18 protein-coding genes are annotated in these 19249 nt (G+C 72.0%); 11 read left to right on the top strand and 7 right to left on the bottom strand.

Going from position 1 to position 19249, the window contains the following annotated elements:
- Window positions 1-47: 47 nt before the first annotated feature.
- Window positions 48-596, top strand: a complete 549-nt coding sequence (locus AB0B66_RS02535; protein ID WP_360521651.1) for a PH domain-containing protein — start codon at window positions 48-50, stop codon at window positions 594-596.
- A 6-nt stretch (window positions 597-602) separates the two neighbouring features.
- On the opposite strand, the gene AB0B66_RS02530 is transcribed toward AB0B66_RS02535, so the two are convergent.
- From AB0B66_RS02530 to AB0B66_RS02520, 3 genes are all read right to left on the bottom strand, one after another.
- A complete protein-coding gene (locus AB0B66_RS02530) occupies window positions 603-1316 on the bottom strand; it encodes a GtrA family protein (RefSeq protein WP_360521777.1) in 714 nt (237 codons plus the stop codon).
- A gap of 80 nt (window positions 1317-1396) precedes the next feature.
- On the bottom strand, window positions 1397-1909 hold the full coding sequence (locus AB0B66_RS02525; protein WP_360521648.1) for a GtrA family protein: 513 nt from the start codon (window positions 1907-1909) through the stop codon (window positions 1397-1399).
- Between the two features lie 9 nt (window positions 1910-1918).
- Window positions 1919-4699 (bottom strand): sigma-70 family RNA polymerase sigma factor, encoded by a 2781-nt coding sequence (locus AB0B66_RS02520; RefSeq protein ID WP_360521645.1) that lies wholly within the window; start codon window positions 4697-4699, stop codon window positions 1919-1921.
- Between the two features lie 397 nt (window positions 4700-5096).
- On the opposite strand from AB0B66_RS02520, the gene AB0B66_RS02515 reads away from it, so the two are divergent.
- From AB0B66_RS02515 to AB0B66_RS02490, 6 genes are all read left to right on the top strand, one after another.
- Window positions 5097-6932, top strand: coding sequence for a phosphoenolpyruvate carboxykinase (GTP) (locus AB0B66_RS02515; protein WP_360521642.1), 1836 nt, complete (start codon window positions 5097-5099; stop codon window positions 6930-6932).
- A 147-nt stretch (window positions 6933-7079) separates the two neighbouring features.
- Complete coding sequence (locus AB0B66_RS02510) at window positions 7080-7535, top strand: Rrf2 family transcriptional regulator (RefSeq protein ID WP_203693238.1); 456 nt, start codon at window positions 7080-7082, stop codon at window positions 7533-7535.
- Window positions 7536-7564: 29 nt separating this feature from the next.
- Window positions 7565-8335, top strand: coding sequence for an isoprenyl transferase (locus AB0B66_RS02505; protein ID WP_203693237.1), 771 nt, complete (start codon window positions 7565-7567; stop codon window positions 8333-8335).
- A 188-nt stretch (window positions 8336-8523) separates the two neighbouring features.
- Window positions 8524-9219, top strand: coding sequence for a transglycosylase SLT domain-containing protein (locus AB0B66_RS02500; RefSeq protein ID WP_360521639.1), 696 nt, complete (start codon window positions 8524-8526; stop codon window positions 9217-9219).
- A 170-nt stretch (window positions 9220-9389) separates the two neighbouring features.
- Complete coding sequence (locus AB0B66_RS02495) at window positions 9390-10682, top strand: PhoH family protein (RefSeq protein ID WP_360521636.1); 1293 nt, start codon at window positions 9390-9392, stop codon at window positions 10680-10682.
- A gap of 241 nt (window positions 10683-10923) precedes the next feature.
- Window positions 10924-11589 (top strand): lytic transglycosylase domain-containing protein, encoded by a 666-nt coding sequence (locus AB0B66_RS02490; RefSeq protein ID WP_360521633.1) that lies wholly within the window; start codon window positions 10924-10926, stop codon window positions 11587-11589.
- Between the two features lie 3 nt (window positions 11590-11592).
- Here the strand turns inward: AB0B66_RS02490 and AB0B66_RS02485 are convergent, their stop codons facing one another.
- Window positions 11593-12225 carry a MerR family transcriptional regulator gene (locus tag AB0B66_RS02485; protein WP_360521630.1) on the bottom strand — a complete coding sequence of 211 codons (633 nt, stop codon included), beginning with the start codon at window positions 12223-12225 and terminating at the stop codon, window positions 11593-11595.
- 64 nt (window positions 12226-12289) lie between these two features.
- Between AB0B66_RS02485 and AB0B66_RS02480 the strand changes: the two genes are divergently transcribed.
- The 3 genes from AB0B66_RS02480 (at window position 12290) to AB0B66_RS02470 (ending at window position 14745) form a co-directional block, all read left to right on the top strand.
- Window positions 12290-12772, top strand: coding sequence for a DUF4188 domain-containing protein (locus tag AB0B66_RS02480; RefSeq protein WP_360521627.1), 483 nt, complete (start codon window positions 12290-12292; stop codon window positions 12770-12772).
- 58 nt (window positions 12773-12830) lie between these two features.
- Window positions 12831-13619: a serine protease gene (locus tag AB0B66_RS02475; protein ID WP_360521624.1), complete on the top strand. Its 789-nt coding sequence runs from the start codon at window positions 12831-12833 to the stop codon at window positions 13617-13619.
- 157 nt (window positions 13620-13776) lie between these two features.
- Complete coding sequence (locus AB0B66_RS02470) at window positions 13777-14745, top strand: NAD(P)/FAD-dependent oxidoreductase (protein WP_360521622.1); 969 nt, start codon at window positions 13777-13779, stop codon at window positions 14743-14745.
- Between the two features lie 114 nt (window positions 14746-14859).
- Here AB0B66_RS02470 and AB0B66_RS02465 read toward each other — a convergent pair whose 3' ends face one another.
- The gene (locus AB0B66_RS02465) at window positions 14860-15783 is read right to left on the bottom strand and encodes a carbohydrate kinase (RefSeq protein WP_360521619.1); all 924 of its coding nucleotides are present in this window, start codon (window positions 15781-15783) and stop codon (window positions 14860-14862) included.
- Window positions 15784-15829: 46 nt separating this feature from the next.
- The gene (locus tag AB0B66_RS02460) at window positions 15830-16537 is read right to left on the bottom strand and encodes a TetR/AcrR family transcriptional regulator (RefSeq protein WP_360521616.1); all 708 of its coding nucleotides are present in this window, start codon (window positions 16535-16537) and stop codon (window positions 15830-15832) included.
- Window positions 16538-16657: 120 nt separating this feature from the next.
- Here AB0B66_RS02460 and AB0B66_RS02455 point away from each other — a divergent pair, with 120 nt between their 5' ends.
- Window positions 16658-17575, top strand: a complete 918-nt coding sequence (locus tag AB0B66_RS02455; protein ID WP_360521613.1) for an NAD-dependent epimerase/dehydratase family protein — start codon at window positions 16658-16660, stop codon at window positions 17573-17575.
- Here the strand turns inward: AB0B66_RS02455 and AB0B66_RS02450 are convergent, their stop codons facing one another.
- Complete coding sequence (locus tag AB0B66_RS02450; protein WP_360521610.1) at window positions 17576-19228, bottom strand: hypothetical protein; 1653 nt, start codon at window positions 19226-19228, stop codon at window positions 17576-17578.
- Between the last annotated feature and the right edge of the window lie 21 nt (window positions 19229-19249).

Raw genomic sequence — 19249 nt, 5'->3', positions numbered from 1 at the left:
CGCGGACAATCGTGCGTTTGATCGCAGGCTGTAACGAGGAGGCACGGATGGCGTTCCCCGAGGACGTGTTGACCGCGGACGAGCACGTGGTGCTCGACCTGCACCCCCATTGGAAGGCCATGATCCGGCCGGTGACGGTCCTGGTGCTGGCGGTGGCGGCGGTGATCACCGCGCTGCTGTTCGACCTCGACGCGATCCTGGTCTACATCGTGGCGGGCCTGGCCCTGGTCGCCGTGGCCTGGCTGACGTTCTGGCCGTGGCTGGTCTGGCGCACCACGCACTACGTGCTGACCAACGAGCGCGTGCTGCTGCAGACCGGCGTCTTCTCGCGCGACCGCCGGGACATCCCGCTGTCGCGGGTGAACGACCACGCGATGAGCCAGAAGTTCATCGAGCGGCTGCTCGGCTGCGGCACGCTGACCATCGAGTCGGCGGGCGAGCGGGGCCAGTCGGTGCTCAACGACATCCCGCACGTCGAGAAGGTGCAGACGACGCTGTACGAGCTGGTCGAGGCCGACCGGGACGCGCACTCGTACAACGACAACGAGCGCCCGGCCGCCCCGGCTCAGCAGTCCAAGGTCGAAGAGAAGAAGTGAGTCGGGCTACCGCTCTGGGCGCGGCTTCGCCCGCGTGAGTTCCTCCGCGAGCTCCGTGTCGGTGAACTCCGCGTCCAGGGCGGCCAGCTGCTCGGCCTCGGCGGCGAACTCCGCCTCGAGCGGGGCGGTGAGCCGGGAGAAGTCGTCCGGGCGCACCTGCGCGGGCACCGGCACACCGGCCAGCGCGCTCGCGGCCGCCTCGGCGTCGACCAGTTCCTCGACGCTGTCGACGTGCACGTGGGCCGGGCCGAAGTCGGCGTCGACGCCGCCGGCCGCGACGGCCACCTGGTTCGCGGGCGCGAACACGAAGGTGCGGTAGGTGTAGAAGCGGAAGAGCGTGCCGAGCACCAGGCCCAGGAGCTTGGCGGCGTTGAGCGCCAGCAGGCCGTGCAGGCCCAGGGCGTACTTGGTGGCGCCCATGATGGCCAGCTCGATGGCCAGACCCGCGGCGTTGAACACGACGAACAGCAGGAACTCGCGGCCCATGGCCTGGCTCATCCGGTCGCGGTAGGTCCAGTGCCGGTTCATCAGGTAGGACGTGACCATCGCCACGATGGTGGCGACGACGTTGGCCTTCAGCTGGCCCGTCGGGAAGACCGTCAGGACCAAAGCGTTCAGCACCACGAAGTTGACCACGGTGTTCACGCCGCCGACGATGGCGAACTTGAAAGCCTCCGGACCCATCTTGCGGAGTCGGGCGGGCAGCAGGCGATCGAGCATCGTCAGGTCAGGGCGCACTGGGTCACCTTACGCGAGTCGGTGCGAACGGGGCGGCATCGCAACTCCGAATGCAAGCCAACTCACCCGACCTGGGCCGGAGCGGGCGTGGCGGCCGGCGCGCCGGTGAAGACGAACCGCCGATATGCCCAGAACCGGAAGACGCTGGCGATGGCGTTGCCGACCAGCATCTTGGCGACGTTGTCGGCCAGCCGCGTCTGGAACAGCTGCGGCCACACGGCCCCGAGCACGTCGTGGCTGAGCCACAGCACGCCGACGCTGATGCCCAGCCCGACCACGTTGAAGAAGAAGTAGAGCAGGTACTCCCGGGCCAGGCTGGAGCGCTCGCGGTCGCGCCAGGTCCAGTACCGGTTGCCGATGAAGGCGCCGGTCGCCGCGACCGTGGTGGAGATGACCGTGGCGGTCAGCCAGCCGGTCGTCGACAGCAGCAGATTGAAGATCACAAGATCGACGACGTACGCGGCACCGCCGACGACACCGAACTTGCCCAGCTCGTGGATCAGGTGCCGGAACTGCGCGACGAGCCTCAGCGGCAGTGCTGGGGCCGGTGGCGCGCTCGGCGGTTTGGGGGTCACCCCGCGAGCCTACCGTGTCGGCGTGGCCTTGCCCGCCGTGCGCGGCGGCCCGGTGATCACCGCGAGCAGGCCGACCTCCATCGGATCGCCGCCTGTCCGCAGCTCGGCGACGCCGCCGGCCGGGGCCTTGCCGTCCACCCGGAGCACGTCCAGGCCGGGCGTACGCCAGGGGCACAGGCCGGGCACGGAGCGGCAGGCCAGCGCGGCGGCCCCGGCGTTGCGGCCGCCGCCGAGGTTGCCCGGCTCGCCGGCCGGCGCACCGTCGATGAACAGCTCGTCGCCGGTCAGCGCGAGGTCGCCGTCCCACAGCGCGAGACCGAGGCCGACCGGTCCCGCACCGCCCAGGCCGATGACGGTCGGCGCGTCGCCGCGCCCGGTACGCGGGCCGAGGTACACGGCCGCCTCACCGCGCGGCGCGGCACGGTGCTCGTACACCACGGCCAGCGTCCAGCCCGCAAACTGCTTCTTCCCGCGCGGCAGCGGCCCGGCCGGCGCGGCCAGCCACCAGTCCCCACCGCCGCCCTTACGGAGCAGCTTGGTGACGTCGGCAAAGCCCTGGGTCAGCGACGCACCCGACTCGGCATGCCCGAACCGCACCTCCACCGGCGCCCAGTCGCCCTTCGGCCCGTGCAGCGCGACCAGCTCGGGCAGCTCGGCCGCCGAGGCGGCGACGACCAACCCGGCCCAACGCACCTTCGCGCCGTCCGGCAGCTCCAACCGGGCCCCGCTGGCCGCCTTCTCCCCGGCGAGCGCGGTGATCGGCCCGTCCGGCCCGGCCGGTCCCCGTTCGTCGAGCAGGCCGCCGGGTGCGGCGGGCTCGCCGAACGCGGGCAGCAGCGGCGTCATGTCCAGCACGTTGTTGTCCGCGCCGAGCAGGCACAGCGGGCGGGGCCGGCACGACAGCAGGGTGCTGCCCGCCAGCGCGACGTCGACCCGGCCCCGGGCGGCGTGCCCGAGGCGCAGCCCGGACGGCGCGACGGGCACCCGGAACGCGGTCGCGCTCTGCCGCCGCCCGTACGTCGCGGCGACGCCTATCTCCTGGAAGCCGCTGACCGTGGCGTCGGCCAGCACCGGCAGCCGGGCCACCGAACGAGCTCCCTTCTTCCAGCGCGGCCGGTCGCAGGACGCGCCGGTCGCGGTCGCCTCGCACTGCCAGCCGTCCCCGGCCCCGGTCCCGGCCAGCCGCATACCCGCGGGCAGCGTCACGTCGATGCGTACGGCCCCGGGCGGCGCGGCAGTCGAGGGCGAACCGCTCGGCACCGGTTCGGGCTCGGCGACGATGCTCGCGGCCACGATCCGCGCGGCTGTCGCGGTGGCAACCTCTCCGGTCTGGTCGGCCGACGCGTCAGGGGCGTTCGCCAGCTGGTCGGCACGGTCATCGGAGGAGGCGCGCACCGGGATGGGCAGCGTGCCCGCGCGTCCGGCCACGAGGTCGACCTCGGTGAACTCCGGTGCCGACACCTCGGCATCCGGCTCGGCCGGGGGTGCCGGGGCCACCGGTTGCGGAGCCACGGGGGCGGGAGCCGCGGGTGGCTTGGGCACGGTGACCGGGGGCCGAGCCGGGGGCAGCGCGATCGCCGGGGGCTGCGTGGTGCGGCCGGGCGGCGACGGCAGGTAGGTGGGCACCGCGGTCGACGGCGCCAGGGTAGACGGCTCCGGCGACGGCGGCGCGGGTACGAACACCGGCGGCGCGGCGGGCACCGGCACCGGCACCGCCCGCGACGGGGCTGTGGGCGGCGTGGGGCTCGCCGTCATCGCGACGAACACGGCGATCCCGGCCAGCGCCGCGATGCCCACGCCGCTCCCGGCGACGATGCTCGCGCCGCCGTACCGGCTGATCAGGCGGCCGGGCGCGGTCAGCAGCCACCGCCCGGCGGTGAGCGCCGGCGCGGCCGCCGCCGCCGACCACGCGCTCAGGTTCTCCCAGGCTTGCCGCCACCACAGCACGAGCGCCCCCCAGGCGACGGTCAGCCGGCCGCCGAGCGCGCCCGTGCCGGCCAGGTAGGCGGGCGCGGCCGCGCCCAGTAACAGGGGCGCGACGACACCGCGCAGGCCGGCGTTCTCCTCGGTCAGCTCGCGGTGCAGGCGGCGGCATTCGGCGCAGCCGGACAGGTGCTCGTCGACCTTGCCGCGATCGCGTTTGGCCAGCGCGGCGCGCACGTATCCGGCCAGGTGCGAGCCGGTCCAGTGGCAGCGCGGGTTGCCGGTGAGCGCGATGTGCTCCTGCAGATACATCTGGCGCAGCCCTTCCCGGGCCCGGTATGCCAGCGCCGCGACGCCGTTGGGGGTGAGCCCGAGCAGCGGGGCCACCTGGGAGGGGCTCTCGCCCTCCACCTCGGTGTGCCAGAGCACGGCCCGCCAGCGTTCGGGCAGCCGGTTGAAGGCGCGGGCGGCGTACGACGTCTCCAGCCGCGAGATGGTCGGGTCGTCGACCGGTTCGGCGGTCTCGTACCGGGTGAGGTCGTCGGTGAGCTCGACGCGGCGCTCGCGCCGGGCCCGGTCGTAGCGGGTGTGCCGCATGGTGGTGAGCAGGTACGCCCGGAACGCGGTGTCCGGCCCGCCGCCGCTGCGCAGCACCGCCAGCACCTTGGCGAAGGTGTCCGCGATCAGGTCGTCGGCGTCGGCGTGATCGGTGCTGAGCACCCGCGCGAGCCGCCGCGCCGATTCGAGGTGGCGTTCGTAGAGCAGCCCGTACGCGTCGGTGTCGCCGCCGCGTACCAGGGAGATGAGTTGTGGATCGCTCTGGGCGTCGGTGGACTGATCTTGGGCAGGGTAAAACGCACTGGTCACGGCCGCCTCCGGGGGGAATGTCACGGTTTCGCCGGCTGCTAGGGACGTTAGACCAATCACCCGATTTGCGGAATATGCGGAGCTCATGATGAAGTCGCGAAAGCCGCGTTCGCCGGAGCCTGGAGCGGGTACAGGTAGTAGGTGACGGCGCCCGCTCGCGTCAGTGCTGTCGCGCTGAACTGTGATCAAAAAGGGGATTTGCGGAAACGTGCGCGTTCGGCCGAAGAATCGTGCGCGAAGAAGCACCTAGACCGACGCTTGTGCACTTATTCACAAGGCGGGAAGGGCCTCCAGCAACAAACCGGGCTTACGCTGAGGCCACATCCCGGACGACGCACGGCCACCCGGCCGTGGTCCGTCGTATCCGTCGGTCAAAGACGACCACGAGGAGAACTCCATGACCGCGCCGGCAGTCATCGCAGGGCTTGACCAGCATCCGACCTCGCACCCGAAGCTGCTCGCCTGGGTGCGCCAGATCGCAGAGCTCACCACGCCGGACAGCATCGTGTGGTGCGACGGCTCCGAGGACGAGTGGCAGCGCCTCACCGCCGAACTCGTCACCGCGGGCAGCCTGGTCCAGCTGGACCCGGTCAAGCGACCCAACTCCTTCTGGGCGCGCACCGACCCGTCCGACGTGGCGCGGGTCGAGGAGCGCACGTTCATCTGCTCGGTGGACGAGGCCGACGCCGGCCCGACCAACAACTGGATGGCCCCGGCCGAGATGAAGCAGCTCATGACCGAGCTGTACCGGGGCTGCATGCGCGGCCGCACCATGTACGTCATCCCGTTCTGCATGGGCCCGCTCGACGCCGAGAACCCTATGTTCGGCGTGGAGATCACCGACTCGGCGTACGTCGTGGCCAGCATGCGCATCATGACCCGCATGGGCACGCACGTGCTCGAGGCGATGGGCGAGACCGCCGAGTTCGTGCCGGCGCTGCACTCGGTCGGCGCGCCGCTGGAGCCGGGCCAGGCCGACGTGCCGTGGCCGTGCTCGACCACCAAGTACATCTCCCACTTCCCGGAGACCCGCGAGATCTGGTCGTTCGGCTCGGGCTACGGCGGCAACTCGCTGCTGGGCAAGAAGTGCTACTCGCTGCGCATCGCCAGCGTGATGGGCCGCGACGAGGGCTGGCTCGCCGAGCACATGCTGATCCTCAAGCTGACCAGCCCGGCCGGCAAGGTCCACTACATCGCGGCGGCGTTCCCGTCGGCGTGCGGCAAGACCAACCTCGCCATGCTGGAGCCGACCATCCCCGGCTGGAAGGTCGAGACCCTGGGCGACGACATCGCCTGGATGCGCTTCGGCGCCGACGGCCGCCTGTACGCGGTGAACCCCGAGTACGGCCTGTTCGGCGTCGCGCCGGGCACCGACTGGAAGACCAACCCGAACGCGATGCGTACGCTCGCCGCCGGCAACTCGCTGTTCACCAACGTGGCCCGCACCGACGATGGCGACATCTGGTGGGAGGGCATGGGCGAGCCCCCGGCTCACCTGACCGACTGGCACGGCAACGACTGGACCCCGGACTCCGAGCAGGTCTCCAGCCACCCGAACTCGCGCTTCTGCACCCCGATCACGCAGTGCCCGATCCTGGCGCCGGAGTACGACGACCCGCAGGGTGTGCCGATCTCGGCGATCCTGTTCGGCGGCCGCCGCAAGACCACGATCCCGCTGGTCAGCCAGGCCCGCGACTGGGTGCACGGCGTGTTCCAGGGCGCGACCCTGTCCTCGGAGACCACCGCCGCCGCGGTCGGCCAGGTGGGCGTGGTCCGCCGCGACCCGATGGCGATGCTGCCCTTCATCGGCTACAACGCCGGCGACTACTTCCGCCACTGGATCGCCATGGGCAAGGGCGTCGACGGCAACGCCGACAAGCTCCCGGCGATCTTCTACGTGAACTGGTTCCGCCGCGGCGACGACGGCCGCTTCCTGTGGCCCGGGTTCGGCGAGAACTCCCGCGTCCTCAAGTGGGTCGTCGAGCGCCTGGAGGGCGAGGCCGCCGCGGTCGAAACCCCCGTCGGCTTCGTCCCCCGCGCCGAGGACCTCGACCTCACCGGCCTCGACCTCCCCACCACGGACGTCGAGCTGGCCCTCGAAGTCCGCCAGGACGAGTGGGCCGCCGAGATCCCGCAGATCACCGAATGGTTCGACAAGTTCGGCGACAAGCTCCCGGCAGTCCTCTGGTCCGAGCTCGACGCCCTCAAGGCCCGCCTCAACGTCACCGAGTAGCCCTTGAGCGACGATCTTGCGCGAACTGTGGGGATGACACTCCCTTAACGGGCAAACTCACCACAGTTAGCGCAAGATCGTCACGATCTTGGCACAGTCGCGCAGGCCCCCCGGCGGAGTCGGGGGGCCTGCGGGCATCATGGGGGTGTGCAGATCTCGGCTAGAGGCGACTATGCGGTCCGGGCCGCTCTGGAGCTGGCCAACGCGTACCCGGCCACCATCTCGGCGCAGGCTTTGGCAGACGCGCAGGGGCTGCCGCGCAAGTTCCTGGAGGCGGTGCTCGCCGATCTGCGACGCAGCGGCGTGATCCACGCTGTCCGGGGCGCTGACGGCGGGTACAGCCTCAGCTCGCCGCCGGCCGAGGTGACCATCGGCACGGTGCTCAGGGCCGTGGACGGGCCGCTGGCGGGTGTCCGGGGCCACCGTCCCGAGCAGACCAGCTACACCGGCACCTCCACCCACCTGCCGCTGGTATGGGTCGCGGTGCGCTCCGCGGTGCGCGGCGTCGTCGACGAGGTGACGCTGGCACAGGCCGTCACCGGGCAGCTGCCGGAGGCGGTCCGAGATCTCACCACGGTCCCGGATGCCTGGCAGCCGCGCTGATCTGCGCAAGCGGCGTTAGGCTGCCCAGGATGAAACTCCGCGACCTCGTCTACTCCGTGTACGAACGCCGCCTGATCCAGTTGCTGGCGGGCAAACCGCGTCCCCGGCACGTCGGCGTCATGTGCGACGGCAACCGCCGCTGGGCGCGCGACATGGGTTACGTGGACCCCAACGACGGCCACCGGGTCGGCGCCGAGCGGATCAAGGAACTGCTGCGGTGGTGCGACGAGGCCGGCATCGCCCACGTCACGCTGTACCTGCTGGCCACCGACAATCTGCGCCGCCCGGCCGCCGAGCTGGACCCGCTGTTGCAGATCATCGAGGACCTGAGCACCGAGCTCGCCGAGGACGGCAACCCCTGGCAGCTGCGGATGGTCGGAGCGCTGGACCTGCTGCCCGCCGACACCGCCGCCGCGCTCAAGGCCGCCCAGGAGCGCACCGCGGGCCGCCACGGCGGCGCGCACGTCAACATCGCGGTCGGCTACACCGGCCGCCGGGAGATCGCCGACGCGGTGCGCTCGCTGCTGCAGGAGCACGCGAAGGCCGGCGCGACCCTGGAGGAGGTGGCCGAGAAGCTCGACGTCGAGCACATCGCCGAGCACCTCTACACCCGCGGCCAGCCCGACCCGGATCTGATCATCCGGACCAGCGGCGAGCAGCGGCTGTCCGGCTTCCTGCTGTGGCAGTCCGCGCACTCGGAGTTCTACTTCTGTGAGCTGAACTGGCCGGACTTCCGGCACGTGGATTTCTTGCGCGCGCTGCGGGCGTACGCCGGCCGCCAGCGCCGGTTCGGCGCGTGAGGCTCAGGGTTTTCCACCCATAGCCTGAGTCCGATTTCTTCCCCTCTCCCACCTGCGCTCCCGGAAAATGTGACCTGTTTCACGATCGACGTGACCAGGTTGGCACGTTGCCGGAAAACCCGGCAGGGTCCCTGACCAGCGCCTTCCTCCCCCGGAGGCGCGGCAACCCCCTACGAAGGGACCGACTCGTGTCGACACCCCGTGACCCCCTGCTGGGCCGCCATCGTGAAACCCGTCAGCGCAGCGGCCTGGCCCGCCTGCTGGCCGCCCACTCCCGGAAGATCGCGCTCGGCGTGCTCTGCGCCGCCGTGCTCGGCGCGTTCGGCTACGGCCTCGCCGGCAAGTCCGACCCCGAGCCGCTGGCCGCCGACCTCGCCGCCGCCCGCGCCGCCGAGGCCGAGGCGGCCACCCGCGACTACGACCGCCTCGTCGAGGCGTCCCCGAGCGTCTCGGCCACCCCGACCCCGAGCGTGAGCCCGACCCGGGCCACCACCCCGAAGGCCCACGTGCCGTCGACGGTGCCGTCGAAGCCGGCCGTCAAGCGCACCGCGTCGACGCCCACGCCGACCTCGTGCAAGAGCTTCACCGGCAACCAGCTCACCGCGTGCAAGCTGCTGCCCAGCTTCGGCTTCGCGTACAGCCAGATGAGCCCGCTGGTGAAGCTGTGGCAGCACGAGAGCGGCTGGAACCACAAGGCCGAGAACTCCGGCTCCGGCGCGTACGGCATCCCGCAGGCGCTGCCGGGCAGCAAGATGGCGAAGTTCGGCGACGACTGGAAGACCAACCCCGCCACGCAGATCAAGTGGGGCCTGGACTACATCAAGAACCGATACCAGACGCCCGCCGGCGCGTGGGCGCATTTCCAGGACGTCAGCTGGTACTGACCCGCGGATTCGCCGCTCGTTTCACGACTTTCAGTCACGCTGCGACTACGTGAAGCGAGCGGCGATCCGACCTCGGCATCCCCCGACCGGGTGATGCCGACATCGGCGGATCGTCGGACAGATCGCGAAGACATGCTGGCCAAACGGGTTTCTTGCGGTTAGCGTGAGTCATGGTCGATGTCCCGATACGAACGTACGTACTCGACACCTCCGTGCTGCTGGCGGATCCGGCCGCGATCCGCCGCTTCTCCGAGCACAACGTCGTGCTGCCGCTCGTGGTCATCTCCGAGCTGGAGGGCAAGCGGCACCACCCGGAGCTCGGCTGGTTCGCCCGGCAGTCGCTGCGACTGCTCGACGACCTGCGCATCAAGCACGGCAGGCTCGACGTGCCGCTGCCGGTGAACGATTCCGGCGGAACTCTGCGGGTGGAGCTCAACCACTCCGACCCGCAGATCCTGCCCAGCGGCTTCCGCAACGACACGAACGACGCCCGCATCCTCGCGGTGGCGCTCGGTCTGGCGGCCGACGGGCAGCAGGTGACCCTCGTCAGCAAGGACATGCCGTTGCGGGTCAAAGCCGCGGCGGTGGGCCTGGCGGCCGACGAGTACCGGCACGACCAGGCGGTCGACCCGACCTGGTCCGGCCTGGCGGAGGTGGACCTGTCGGACGCCGACATGGCCGCGCTCTACGCCGGAGAGGGCATCGACCATGACGAAGCGGCGGGGCTGCCCGTCCACACCGGACTGATCCTGCACGCGGGGCGCGGTTCGGCGCTCGGGCGCGTGCACACGGACAAGACGGTGCGGCTGGTCCGCGGCGACCGGGAGGCGTTCGGGCTGCGCGGGCGCTCGGCGGAGCAGCGCATCGCGCTGGATCTGCTGCTCGACGACAGCATCGGCATCGTCTCGCTGGGCGGCCGGGCGGGCACCGGCAAGTCCGCGCTGGCCCTGTGCGCCGGCCTGGAGCAGGTGATGGAGCGGGGCAAGCACAAGAAGGTCATCGTGTTCCGCCCGCTGTACGCCGTCGGCGGCCAGGAGCTGGGCTACCTGCCCGGCACCGAGGCGGAGAAGATGTCGCCGTGGGCGCAGGCGGTGTTCGACACCCTCGGCGCGCTGGTGCACGACAACGTACGCGACGAGGTGCTGCACCGGGGCATGCTGGAGGTGCTGCCGCTGACCCACATCCGCGGCCGCAGCCTGCACGACGCGTTCGTCATCGTCGACGAGGCGCAGTCGCTGGAGCGGGGTGTGCTGCTCACCGTGCTGTCGCGCATCGGCGCGGGTTCGCGGGTGGTGCTCACGCACGACGTCGCCCAGCGCGACAACCTGAGGGTGGGCAAGCACGACGGTGTCACGGCGGTGATCGAGACCCTCAAGGGGCATCCGCTCTTCGCCCACGTGACCCTCACCCGGTCGGAGCGTTCCGCCATCGCCGAAGTGGTCACCGATCTCCTGGAGGAGTGACTCTGTCCAGATTTGACACACTTTAGTGTGTGACCGGGGCCACAGTCGCCTGGCCGGGCGACGACAGGCCCCGGTCCTTTGCGTAAGGGTGGGCTAGAGCGCCCCGCAACCCGGCGCCCCGGCGTGCCATCCCCCCGGCGCGCCGAGCGGCCCGCGCGTTGCCCGGCAAGGCGTGCTCCCCTGCGACCGTCCACCCCCGACTTCGGACGGACCCGGGGCCCCACCGCCGAGAGGATCTCCTGTGTCCCGGCAACGCCGCGCCCCTCGCCGGGCGCACCCCGCGACCGGTCGTGTGATCGTCCGTGGCCTCGCCGTGCTGACCCTGCTGGGCGGGGTGGCCGGTGCGATGCGGCTCGACGAGACCGCGCAGTGGCAGGCCGACGCCTCGACCGCGGGCGGCCAGGCGCACATCGCCGCGCAGGCCGAGTCGGCCGCGCTCACCCTGCAGCAGCACCAGCTCCTGCTGGCGGCGCAGGACCGCGCCGCGGCCGAGGCCAAGGCCGCCGCGGCCCGCGCCGCCGCCGTGGAGAAGGAGGCCAGCCGCCGCGGCGCCAACCGCACCGCCACCGTCGACTTCGGGCCCATCCCGAGCAGCTGCAACGAGTTCAGCGGCAACCGCGCGATCGGGTGCGCGCTCGTGCTCGCCGCGGGCATGGATCTCACCCAGATGGCCTGCCTCAACAAGCTGTGGACCCGGGAGTCCGGCTGGAACCACAAGGCCGAGAACAAGAGCTCCGGGGCGTACGGCATCCCGCAGTCGCTGCCCGGCGACAAGATGGCGAAGTTCGGCGACGACTGGCAGACCAACCCCGCCACGCAGATCAAGTGGGGCCTGGACTACATCAAGAAGCGCTACGGCAAACCATGCGACGCCTGGGCGCACTCCGAGGCCAAGGGCTGGTACTGACCGTCAGCCGGGATCGGTGAGGCCGGCGCTGGTGTGCTCCTGGGCGAGCCGGCGCAGCGCGGTGAGCACGGCCTCGCCGAGCACAGTGCCGGTGACCAGGCCCTCGACCATGGCGGCCCGGTCGCCGCGGGCCAGCACCAGGCTCACCTCCTGGCGGGCCAGCCGCTCGGTCGCCTCGGCGTAGTCGTCGACCATCGCCAGCATGTCCTGCTGTCCGAGCTCGCGCAGCGCCGCGATGGCGTCGGCGAGCTGGTCCAGCGCGGGGGCGTTCGCGTGCACCCGCCAGCCCCGGTCGGCCACGACCCGGGCGGCCTCGGCGCGCGCCGCTCGCCAGCCGGGCGTGGTGCGATCGGCGCGCGGCGCGCCCGCGATCGCCTCGTGCGCGGTGCCGAGCAGGTGGTGACCGGGCAGCTCGGCGTCGTCGACGGCCTGCAGCACCTGGCGCACCCCGGCCACGCTCAGGCCGCCCACGTCGATCAGCGCCCGGATCAGACGCAGTCGGCGCAGGTGCGCCTCGTCGTACTCGGCCTGGTTGCGGACCAGCGAGCGGCCGGGTGGAAGCAGCCCTTCGCGCAGGTAGTACTTGACCGTGGGCAGCGACACGCCACTGGTGCGGCTCAGCTCGGAAATCTTCATCGGGGTTCACGATACCCAACCGGATAGCGGACAGTCATGCTATCCATGATGAGGAGGAGTAATCATGGCGACCGTGGTTCCGGGCCGGATGTCGGCCGACATCGAGGGTGACTTCGTGGTCTTCCTCATCGGCATGCGGTTCAACAAGCTCTGGAAGATCCACAAGTGGTGGGGCGCGTTCACCGCGATGCCGCGCATGCTGAAGGTGCTCGCCGAGCGGCCGGAGCTCGGCCTGCTCGCGGTGGAGTACGCGATCACGCCGCGCGGCCCGCTGACCGTGCAGTACTGGCGCAGCGTCGAGCAACTGGAGGCGTTCGCCCGCGACGCCGCGCTGCCGCACCACCCGGCCTGGCGCGCCTTCAACAAGCTGGTCGGCGGCAGTGGCGACGTCGGCATCTGGCACGAGACCTACCTGGTCGGCGCGGGCCGGTACGAGGTGCTCTACGGCAACATGCCGCGGTTCGGGCTGGCGCGGGCCGGCGAGCACGTGCCGGTGGCGCGCAAGGGCGAGACGGCTGCCACCCGCCGGGGCGGTTCGCCAACGTAAGGGATTAATCGCCCAAACAAGCTAATATCGGCATCACCGTCGACCTCGGAGGATGCTGATGCGGGCGATCGCGCTGTTGATGTGCGTGGCGGCGATGGCCGTGGCGTCGCCCGCCGCCGCCCGGCCCGACGACCCGCCGCAGGTCGAGGTCATCGGCGGGGCCCGCGCTGGAGCGGGGGAGTTCCCGTGGATGGTGCGGTTGGACAACGGCTGCGCGGGCACCCTGGTGCGCACCCAGTACGTGCTCACCGCCGCCCACTGTGTGAGCCGCACCGGCGCCAACTCCTCGATCAGCGTGCGGGGCGGCTCGGCCGACCTCGGCTCCGGCAAGACGTTCCAGGTGCGCAGCAGCCACGTGTGGCGGGCCCGGGGCTTCTCCGACGTGACCCGCGGCGACGACTGGGCCGTGATCCGGCTGTCCCGCCCCGTCGACGTGCCGGTGGTCGCGCTGCCCTCCGGCGGCGGCCTGGACGGCGGCACGCTCACCGCGGTCGGCTGGGGCGCGACCCGCGAGGGCTCCCGCGCCCAGCAGCGCTACCTGCGCAAGGTGCAGGTGCCGTTCGTCGGCGACGGGACCTGCGGCAAGATCTACCGCTCGCGCGGGTACGGCTTCACCGACGCGGACATGATCTGCGCCGGCGACCTCAAGCACGGCGGCAAGGACAGCTGCCAGGGCGACTCCGGCGGCCCGCTGCTGCGGCGCGACGGCACGCGCTGGGTGCAGGTCGGGATCGTCAGCTGGGGCGTGGGGTGCGGCCGCGCCGCATACCCCGGCGTCTACACCCAGGTGTCGCACTTCGCCGCGGATATCAACGCGGCCATTGAGGAGAAGCCCGCGCGCGGTTAGGTTCACCCCATGAGCGAACGAGTCGAATGGCTCGATCCAGACGGCGCCGGTTCCGCTCACATCATCTACGAGCGACGCGAGGAGAAGGCGTGAGCGAGCGTAGCGAGCGAACCATGGGCTTCCAGAACGCCGCCGACGAGCAACGCGAGGAGAAGGCGTGAGCGAGCGTGGCGAGGTCGATGTCGCGATCATCGGGGCGGGGCCGACCGGCCTGTTCGCGGCGTACTACGCCGGGTTCCGAGGGCTGAGCACGCTGGTCGTCGACGCGCTGCCGGAGGCCGGCGGGCAGGTCACCGCCATGTACCCGGAGAAGATGATTTTCGACGTGGCCGGTTTCCCGGCGGTGCGCGGGCGCGAGCTGATCGCGAATCTCGTCGCGCAGGCGGGCGCGTTCTCCCCGGCGTACCGGCTGGGTGTGCAGGCCGCGACGCTGACGTACGAGGACGGTGTGCCGATCCTCGGCCTGGGCGACGGCACCGAGGTGCGCTGCGGCGCGGTGCTGATCACCGGTGGCCTGGGTTCGTTCACGCCCCGCCCGCTGCCCGCGGCGGCCGGCTTCACCGGCGACGGCATCATCTTCTTCGTGCCGGACCCGACGATGCTGGCCGGCAAGCACGTGGTGATCGTGGGCGGCGGCGACTCGGCGTTCGACTGGGCGCTGGCACTGGCCGGGGTCGCCGCGAGCGTCACCCTGGTGCACCGGCGCGACAGGTTCCGGGCTCACGCCGCCACGGTGGCCCGGGTCAAGGCGCTGCCGGTGCGCATCGAGGTCAACAGCCAGGTCACCAAGATCCTCGGAAGCGGCCGGGTGGAATCGGTCGAGCTGAACGGCACCGAGGAGATCCCCGCCGACGTCGTCGTCGCCGCGCTCGGCTTCACCGCCGACCTCGGTCCGCTGGCCATGTGGGGCCTGGCCCTGGACAAGCGCCACATCACCGTCGACTCCACGATGGCCACCAACCTGCCGCGCATCTTCGCCGCCGGCGACATCGTCGAGTACCCCGGCAAGGTCCGCCTCATCGCGACAGGTTTCGGCGAAGCCGCCACCGCCGTCAACAACGCCGCCATCGTCATCGACCCGTCGGCCCACCTCTTCCCCGGCCACTCCTCCGAAGACGTCGTCTGACAGCCGCCCCCGACCCGACCTCCGCGTTGATCATGAAGTTATGGCAGCGACACGCCGTCGAACACTGCCATAAGTTCATGATCAACCCGGTGGGGTGGCCCGGGCGCGGGGTGGTCAGACGAGTTGGAAGGCGCGGAGTTCGTCGAGGGTGGGCGGGTCGGCGCCGGGGCGGGTGCAGGTCAGGGCGGCGGCGTCGCACATGTGGCGGAGCATCAGGCGCAGGGTTTCCGGGGCCAGTTCGCGTTTGAGCTGGTCGGTGAGGCGACCGGCGGTGTGCAGCCAGGCCAGGAGGGCGCCCATGGCGGTGTCACCGGCGCCGATGGTGTCGATCATCGAGATGGCGGGGGCGGCGACGGTGACCTCGTCGGTCGCGGTCAGCGCCACCGCGCCCGCGTCGCCGTGGGTCAGCACCAGCAGGCGCGGGCCGGCGGCCAGCCAGCGCCGGGCCGTCTCCATCGGCGGCACGTGGGGGTATGCGTGCGTCAGGTCGCCCTCGCTGGCGCGCACCAGGTGGGCCAGCTCGACCAGGCGCTCCAGCCGGACCAGGGAGTCCGGGCGGGCCAGCGCGACGCCGCGCACGTTCGGGTCGAAGGTGATGGTGCACCGGTCGCGGTGGCGCAGCGCCCAGCGCTCCAGCGTGTCCGCGCCGGGCGGCAGGAACGCGGCCAGCGAGCCGATGTGGATGGTGCTGCCGTCGGGCAGCTCGGGCAGCTCGCGCTCGCGCCAGCCGAAGTCGGCGGCCCCGGCCAGCCAGAAGTCGTACTGCGCCTCGCCGCCGCCGTCGACCGTGGCCAGCGCCAGTGCCGACGGCTGCGCGGTGGCGACCAGGTACTGCCCGTCCACGCCGGACGCGGTCAGCCGCTGACGGAACGCGCTGCCGAACGAGTCGCGCCCAACCCTGGCCGCCATCGCCACGGGCGCGCCCAGCCGGGCCGCCGCGATGGCGGTATTGGCTGGTCCGCCGCCGAGCGCGGCCCGCAGCAGGCCCTCCCCGGCCGGGACGAGGTCGACTACTTGCTCTCCGGCTACCACGATCACCCGGATAGTGTGGCGGCCCCGCGACGGCCGGGCAATGCCGCACCCGTCATCGCAGACCGATGTGTCCCGCCATCACCCGCAGCTGGTGGTCGTAGAACGCGCGGCGGTTGTCCTCGATCATGTTCTGGAAGCGCCCGAACAGCTCGAAGGTGACCACGCCGAACATCTGGATCCAGCCGGTCAATCCGCGGACCAGTAGGTCGCGCGGCACGGTCGGGCTGATCAGCGAGCCGATCCGGTCCAGCTCCGCGGCGAGTTCCGGCGTCGGCGGCAGGACCACCGCGTCCGGGTCGAGGTCGGCGGGCAGCGTTCCGGCGGCCACGCCGTCGGCGAGCATCGTGAGCATCAGGTCCGTGGTGCGGGCGGCCGGGCCGATCGTGGTCTGCGGAGCCCGGTAGCCGGGCACCGGCGAGCCGTAGATCAGGGCGTACTCGGCGGGGTGGGCCAGGGCCCAGTCGCGGATGCCGTGGCCGATGGCGAGCCAGCGGCCGAGCAGGTCGGCGCGGTCGACGGCGGCCTCGGCGGTCTCCGCCGCCGCGCCCAGCTCGTCGTAGCAGTCGATGATCAGCGCGGTGAGCAGGTCGTCGCGGCTCGGGAAGTAGCGGTAGACCGCCGACGAGACCATGCCCAGCTCCCGGGCGACCGCGCGCAGCGACAGGTTGGCCCCCTCGGTGGCGAGCTGCCGCCGCGCGATCGCCTTGATCTCGCTGGTCAGCTCGTCGCGTACGCGGGCACGGAGGTTCTTGGCGGTCATGCCGGAGAGCATAACAACAAAACGAGAGCACTGCTCTTGACAGTATGCGCAGACCCCGTGTTCACTGTTGTCGACAGAGAGCACTGCTCTCGAAACGAAGCAGAGATCTGGGAGACTGAGATGCACGTGATCGTCGGCGCGGGACCTGTCGGCACCGCCACCGCACTGCTGCTGGCCGAGCGCGGCGAGCAGGTCCGGATCGTCACCCGCCGGGGCACCGGCCCGCAGGCGCCCGGCATCGAGCTCGTCGCCGCCGACGCCGCCGACCCGGCCCGGCTCGCCGAGCTGACCGAGGGCGCACCAGCCCTCTACAACTGCGCGAACCCGGCCTACCACCGCTGGCTCACCGACTGGCCGCCGCTGGCCGCATCACTGCTGCACGCCGCGCAGACGTCCGGTGCGGTCCTGGTGACCATGGGCAACCTGTACGGCTACGGCCCCGTCACCGCGCCGATCACCCACGACACCCCGCTCGCCGCCGCCCACCCGAAACTGGTGACGCGGGTGCGGATGTGGGAGGACGCGCTGGCCGCGCACCGAGCCGGCCGGCTGCGCGCCACCGAGGCCAGGGCCAGCGACTTCGCCGGGCCGGGCTCCTACGGGGTGCTGAACGAGATGGCGCTGTCGCGCACCGCCAAGGGCGGCACGGCGTACGTCATGGGCGACCCGGACGCCCCGCACAGCTGGACCGCGATCGCCGACGTCGCCCGCACCCTGGTCACGCTCGCGACCGACGAGCGCGCCTGGGGCCAGGCCTGGCTGGTGCCCACCCCGCCGCCGGTGTCCATCCGCGAGGCGGCCCGGCGTGCGAACGAGCTGATCGGCCTGCCCGCGCCGCGGGTCGCCCGCATCCCCTATCCGGTCCTGTGGACCGCGGGCCTGTTCAACACCATGCTCAAGGAGATGCGGACCACGCACTACCAGTTCGCCGCGCCGTTCGTGCTGGACAGCTCGCACACCGAGCAGGTGTTCGGCCTCAAGCCGACGCCGCTGGACGACACCCTCGCGGCGACCGCGGCCCGGTACCGCGCCACCTGATCAGCCCTCGGGCCGCCCGGCAGCCTCGCCGTCCGACCCGGACCCCGAGCCGCCGGGCGGTCCGGCGTCCGGGTCGGTGCCGGCGGTGTCGGCCGGAGGTGGAGCGGCAGCACGCAACGCCGGCGGACCCGCCGGTTCGCCGACCGGAGCAGCCGGGTACACGGGGGCGGGCCACGGGGCCGGTTCCGGTGCGGGCGGGCGCCGGGCGACGGCGGCGGTCACGATCACGCCGACCAGTCCCAGCACGAACACCACGAGCGCGGCCAGCGCCGCGGCCTGGTAGTTCGTGGTCGCGCCCGAGCCCCATACGACGTACGGCACGTACACCGCGACCCCGACGAGCGCCGGGAGCAACAGCCCGCGAGCGGTCATCACTCTCCGGCCCAGGCCTATCGACAGCGTCACCACCGGCACGAGCACGAGCGCCGCGACACCCCCGAGGACCAGGACCGGGGAAACGTCGCCCAGCAGGGCGGAGCCGGTGCCGAGCGGCACGGCCAGGCCCGCCACGATCAGGCATGGTCCGAGCAGGGTGAGGACACCGGTCGTCACCGCCGACCCGTGGAAGTTCGCGCGGTACAGCGCGACGACGGTGCCGGCGACCAGGCACAGCAGCATCGCGAGCAGCCCCCACAGCACCTCCGGCACGATGTGGGCGAACCACTGGTCCACCGGCAGCAGCCCCGACGGCAGCGGCGCGGCCGGGTCGCGCCCGTCGCCGATCCGGGTCCACGTGCCGGTGACGTCCCGGACCAGCACGCCGTCGTGCCCGTTGGCCACCGCGACCACGTGCCCGCCGTCGCGCAGCGCGAAGGTGACCAGCCCGTACGACCGGACGCCGCTGGTGCCGAACAGACTCGAATGCTCGCGTTCCAGCAGTTCGCGGGTGCGTTCGGGCAACTCCCAGGCCACGGTCCAGGTTCGCCGGTCGTCGTCGGACCGCTCGACCCGCAGCCGGCCGTACCCGACCCGGTAGCAGATCGGCTGCTCCGCGACGCAGTGCTCCGCCTGCGACCCGGTGAAGTCGGTGAACGGCAGCTCCTGCGTGAACGTGTACGGCGTGAAGGTCCGGCCGCCGTCGGTGCTGCGCAGGTCGCCCCGTTCCGCCCGGACGACCAGAGCGCCCGAGTTGTCGGTGCCGATCGAGACATGCTCGCCGGTGGTGTCGGCGGACGTCGCCGCGACCCCGAGCAGTGCGACCGGCAGCACGACGACGACGCGCACCGCGCGGGCCAGGCGGGTCGGGGCCGGGCGGGTGCGGGCGTGCCGCCACACCGCGAGCGCGCCGAGCAGGGCGGGCAGGGCCAGCAGGTCGGTGAGGTCGGCGCGCACGGTCGACGGTCCGGCCACGACGGTCCACAGCGCCGAGGCGGCGGCCGCTGCCGTACCGCTGGATTTGACGGCGGCGAAGCCGACGCCGACCGCGACGGTCGCACCGACCGCGACCGCACGGGACGGCAGCCGCGGCGCGCACAGGGTCACCAGGACCGCGAGCAGCGGCGGCGCGACGAGCAGCCCGGCGAAGTCGCTGAGCTTGCCGGTCGCCGTCCCCGGCCAGGCGGCCTTGAGCACGTGGTCGTTGACCAGCAACAGGGCGAGCGCCAGCAGCGACACCGGGTGAGCCAGCCAGACGAGCGAGATCCGCGCGGTCATCCCCGCAGGATCGCACCCATC

It is taken from the genome of Catellatospora sp. NPDC049111 (assembly GCF_040648615.1).
GTDB classification, from domain to species: domain Bacteria; phylum Actinomycetota; class Actinomycetes; order Mycobacteriales; family Micromonosporaceae; genus Catellatospora; species Catellatospora aurea.
This window is presented reverse-complemented; position numbering and strand designations above follow the sequence as displayed.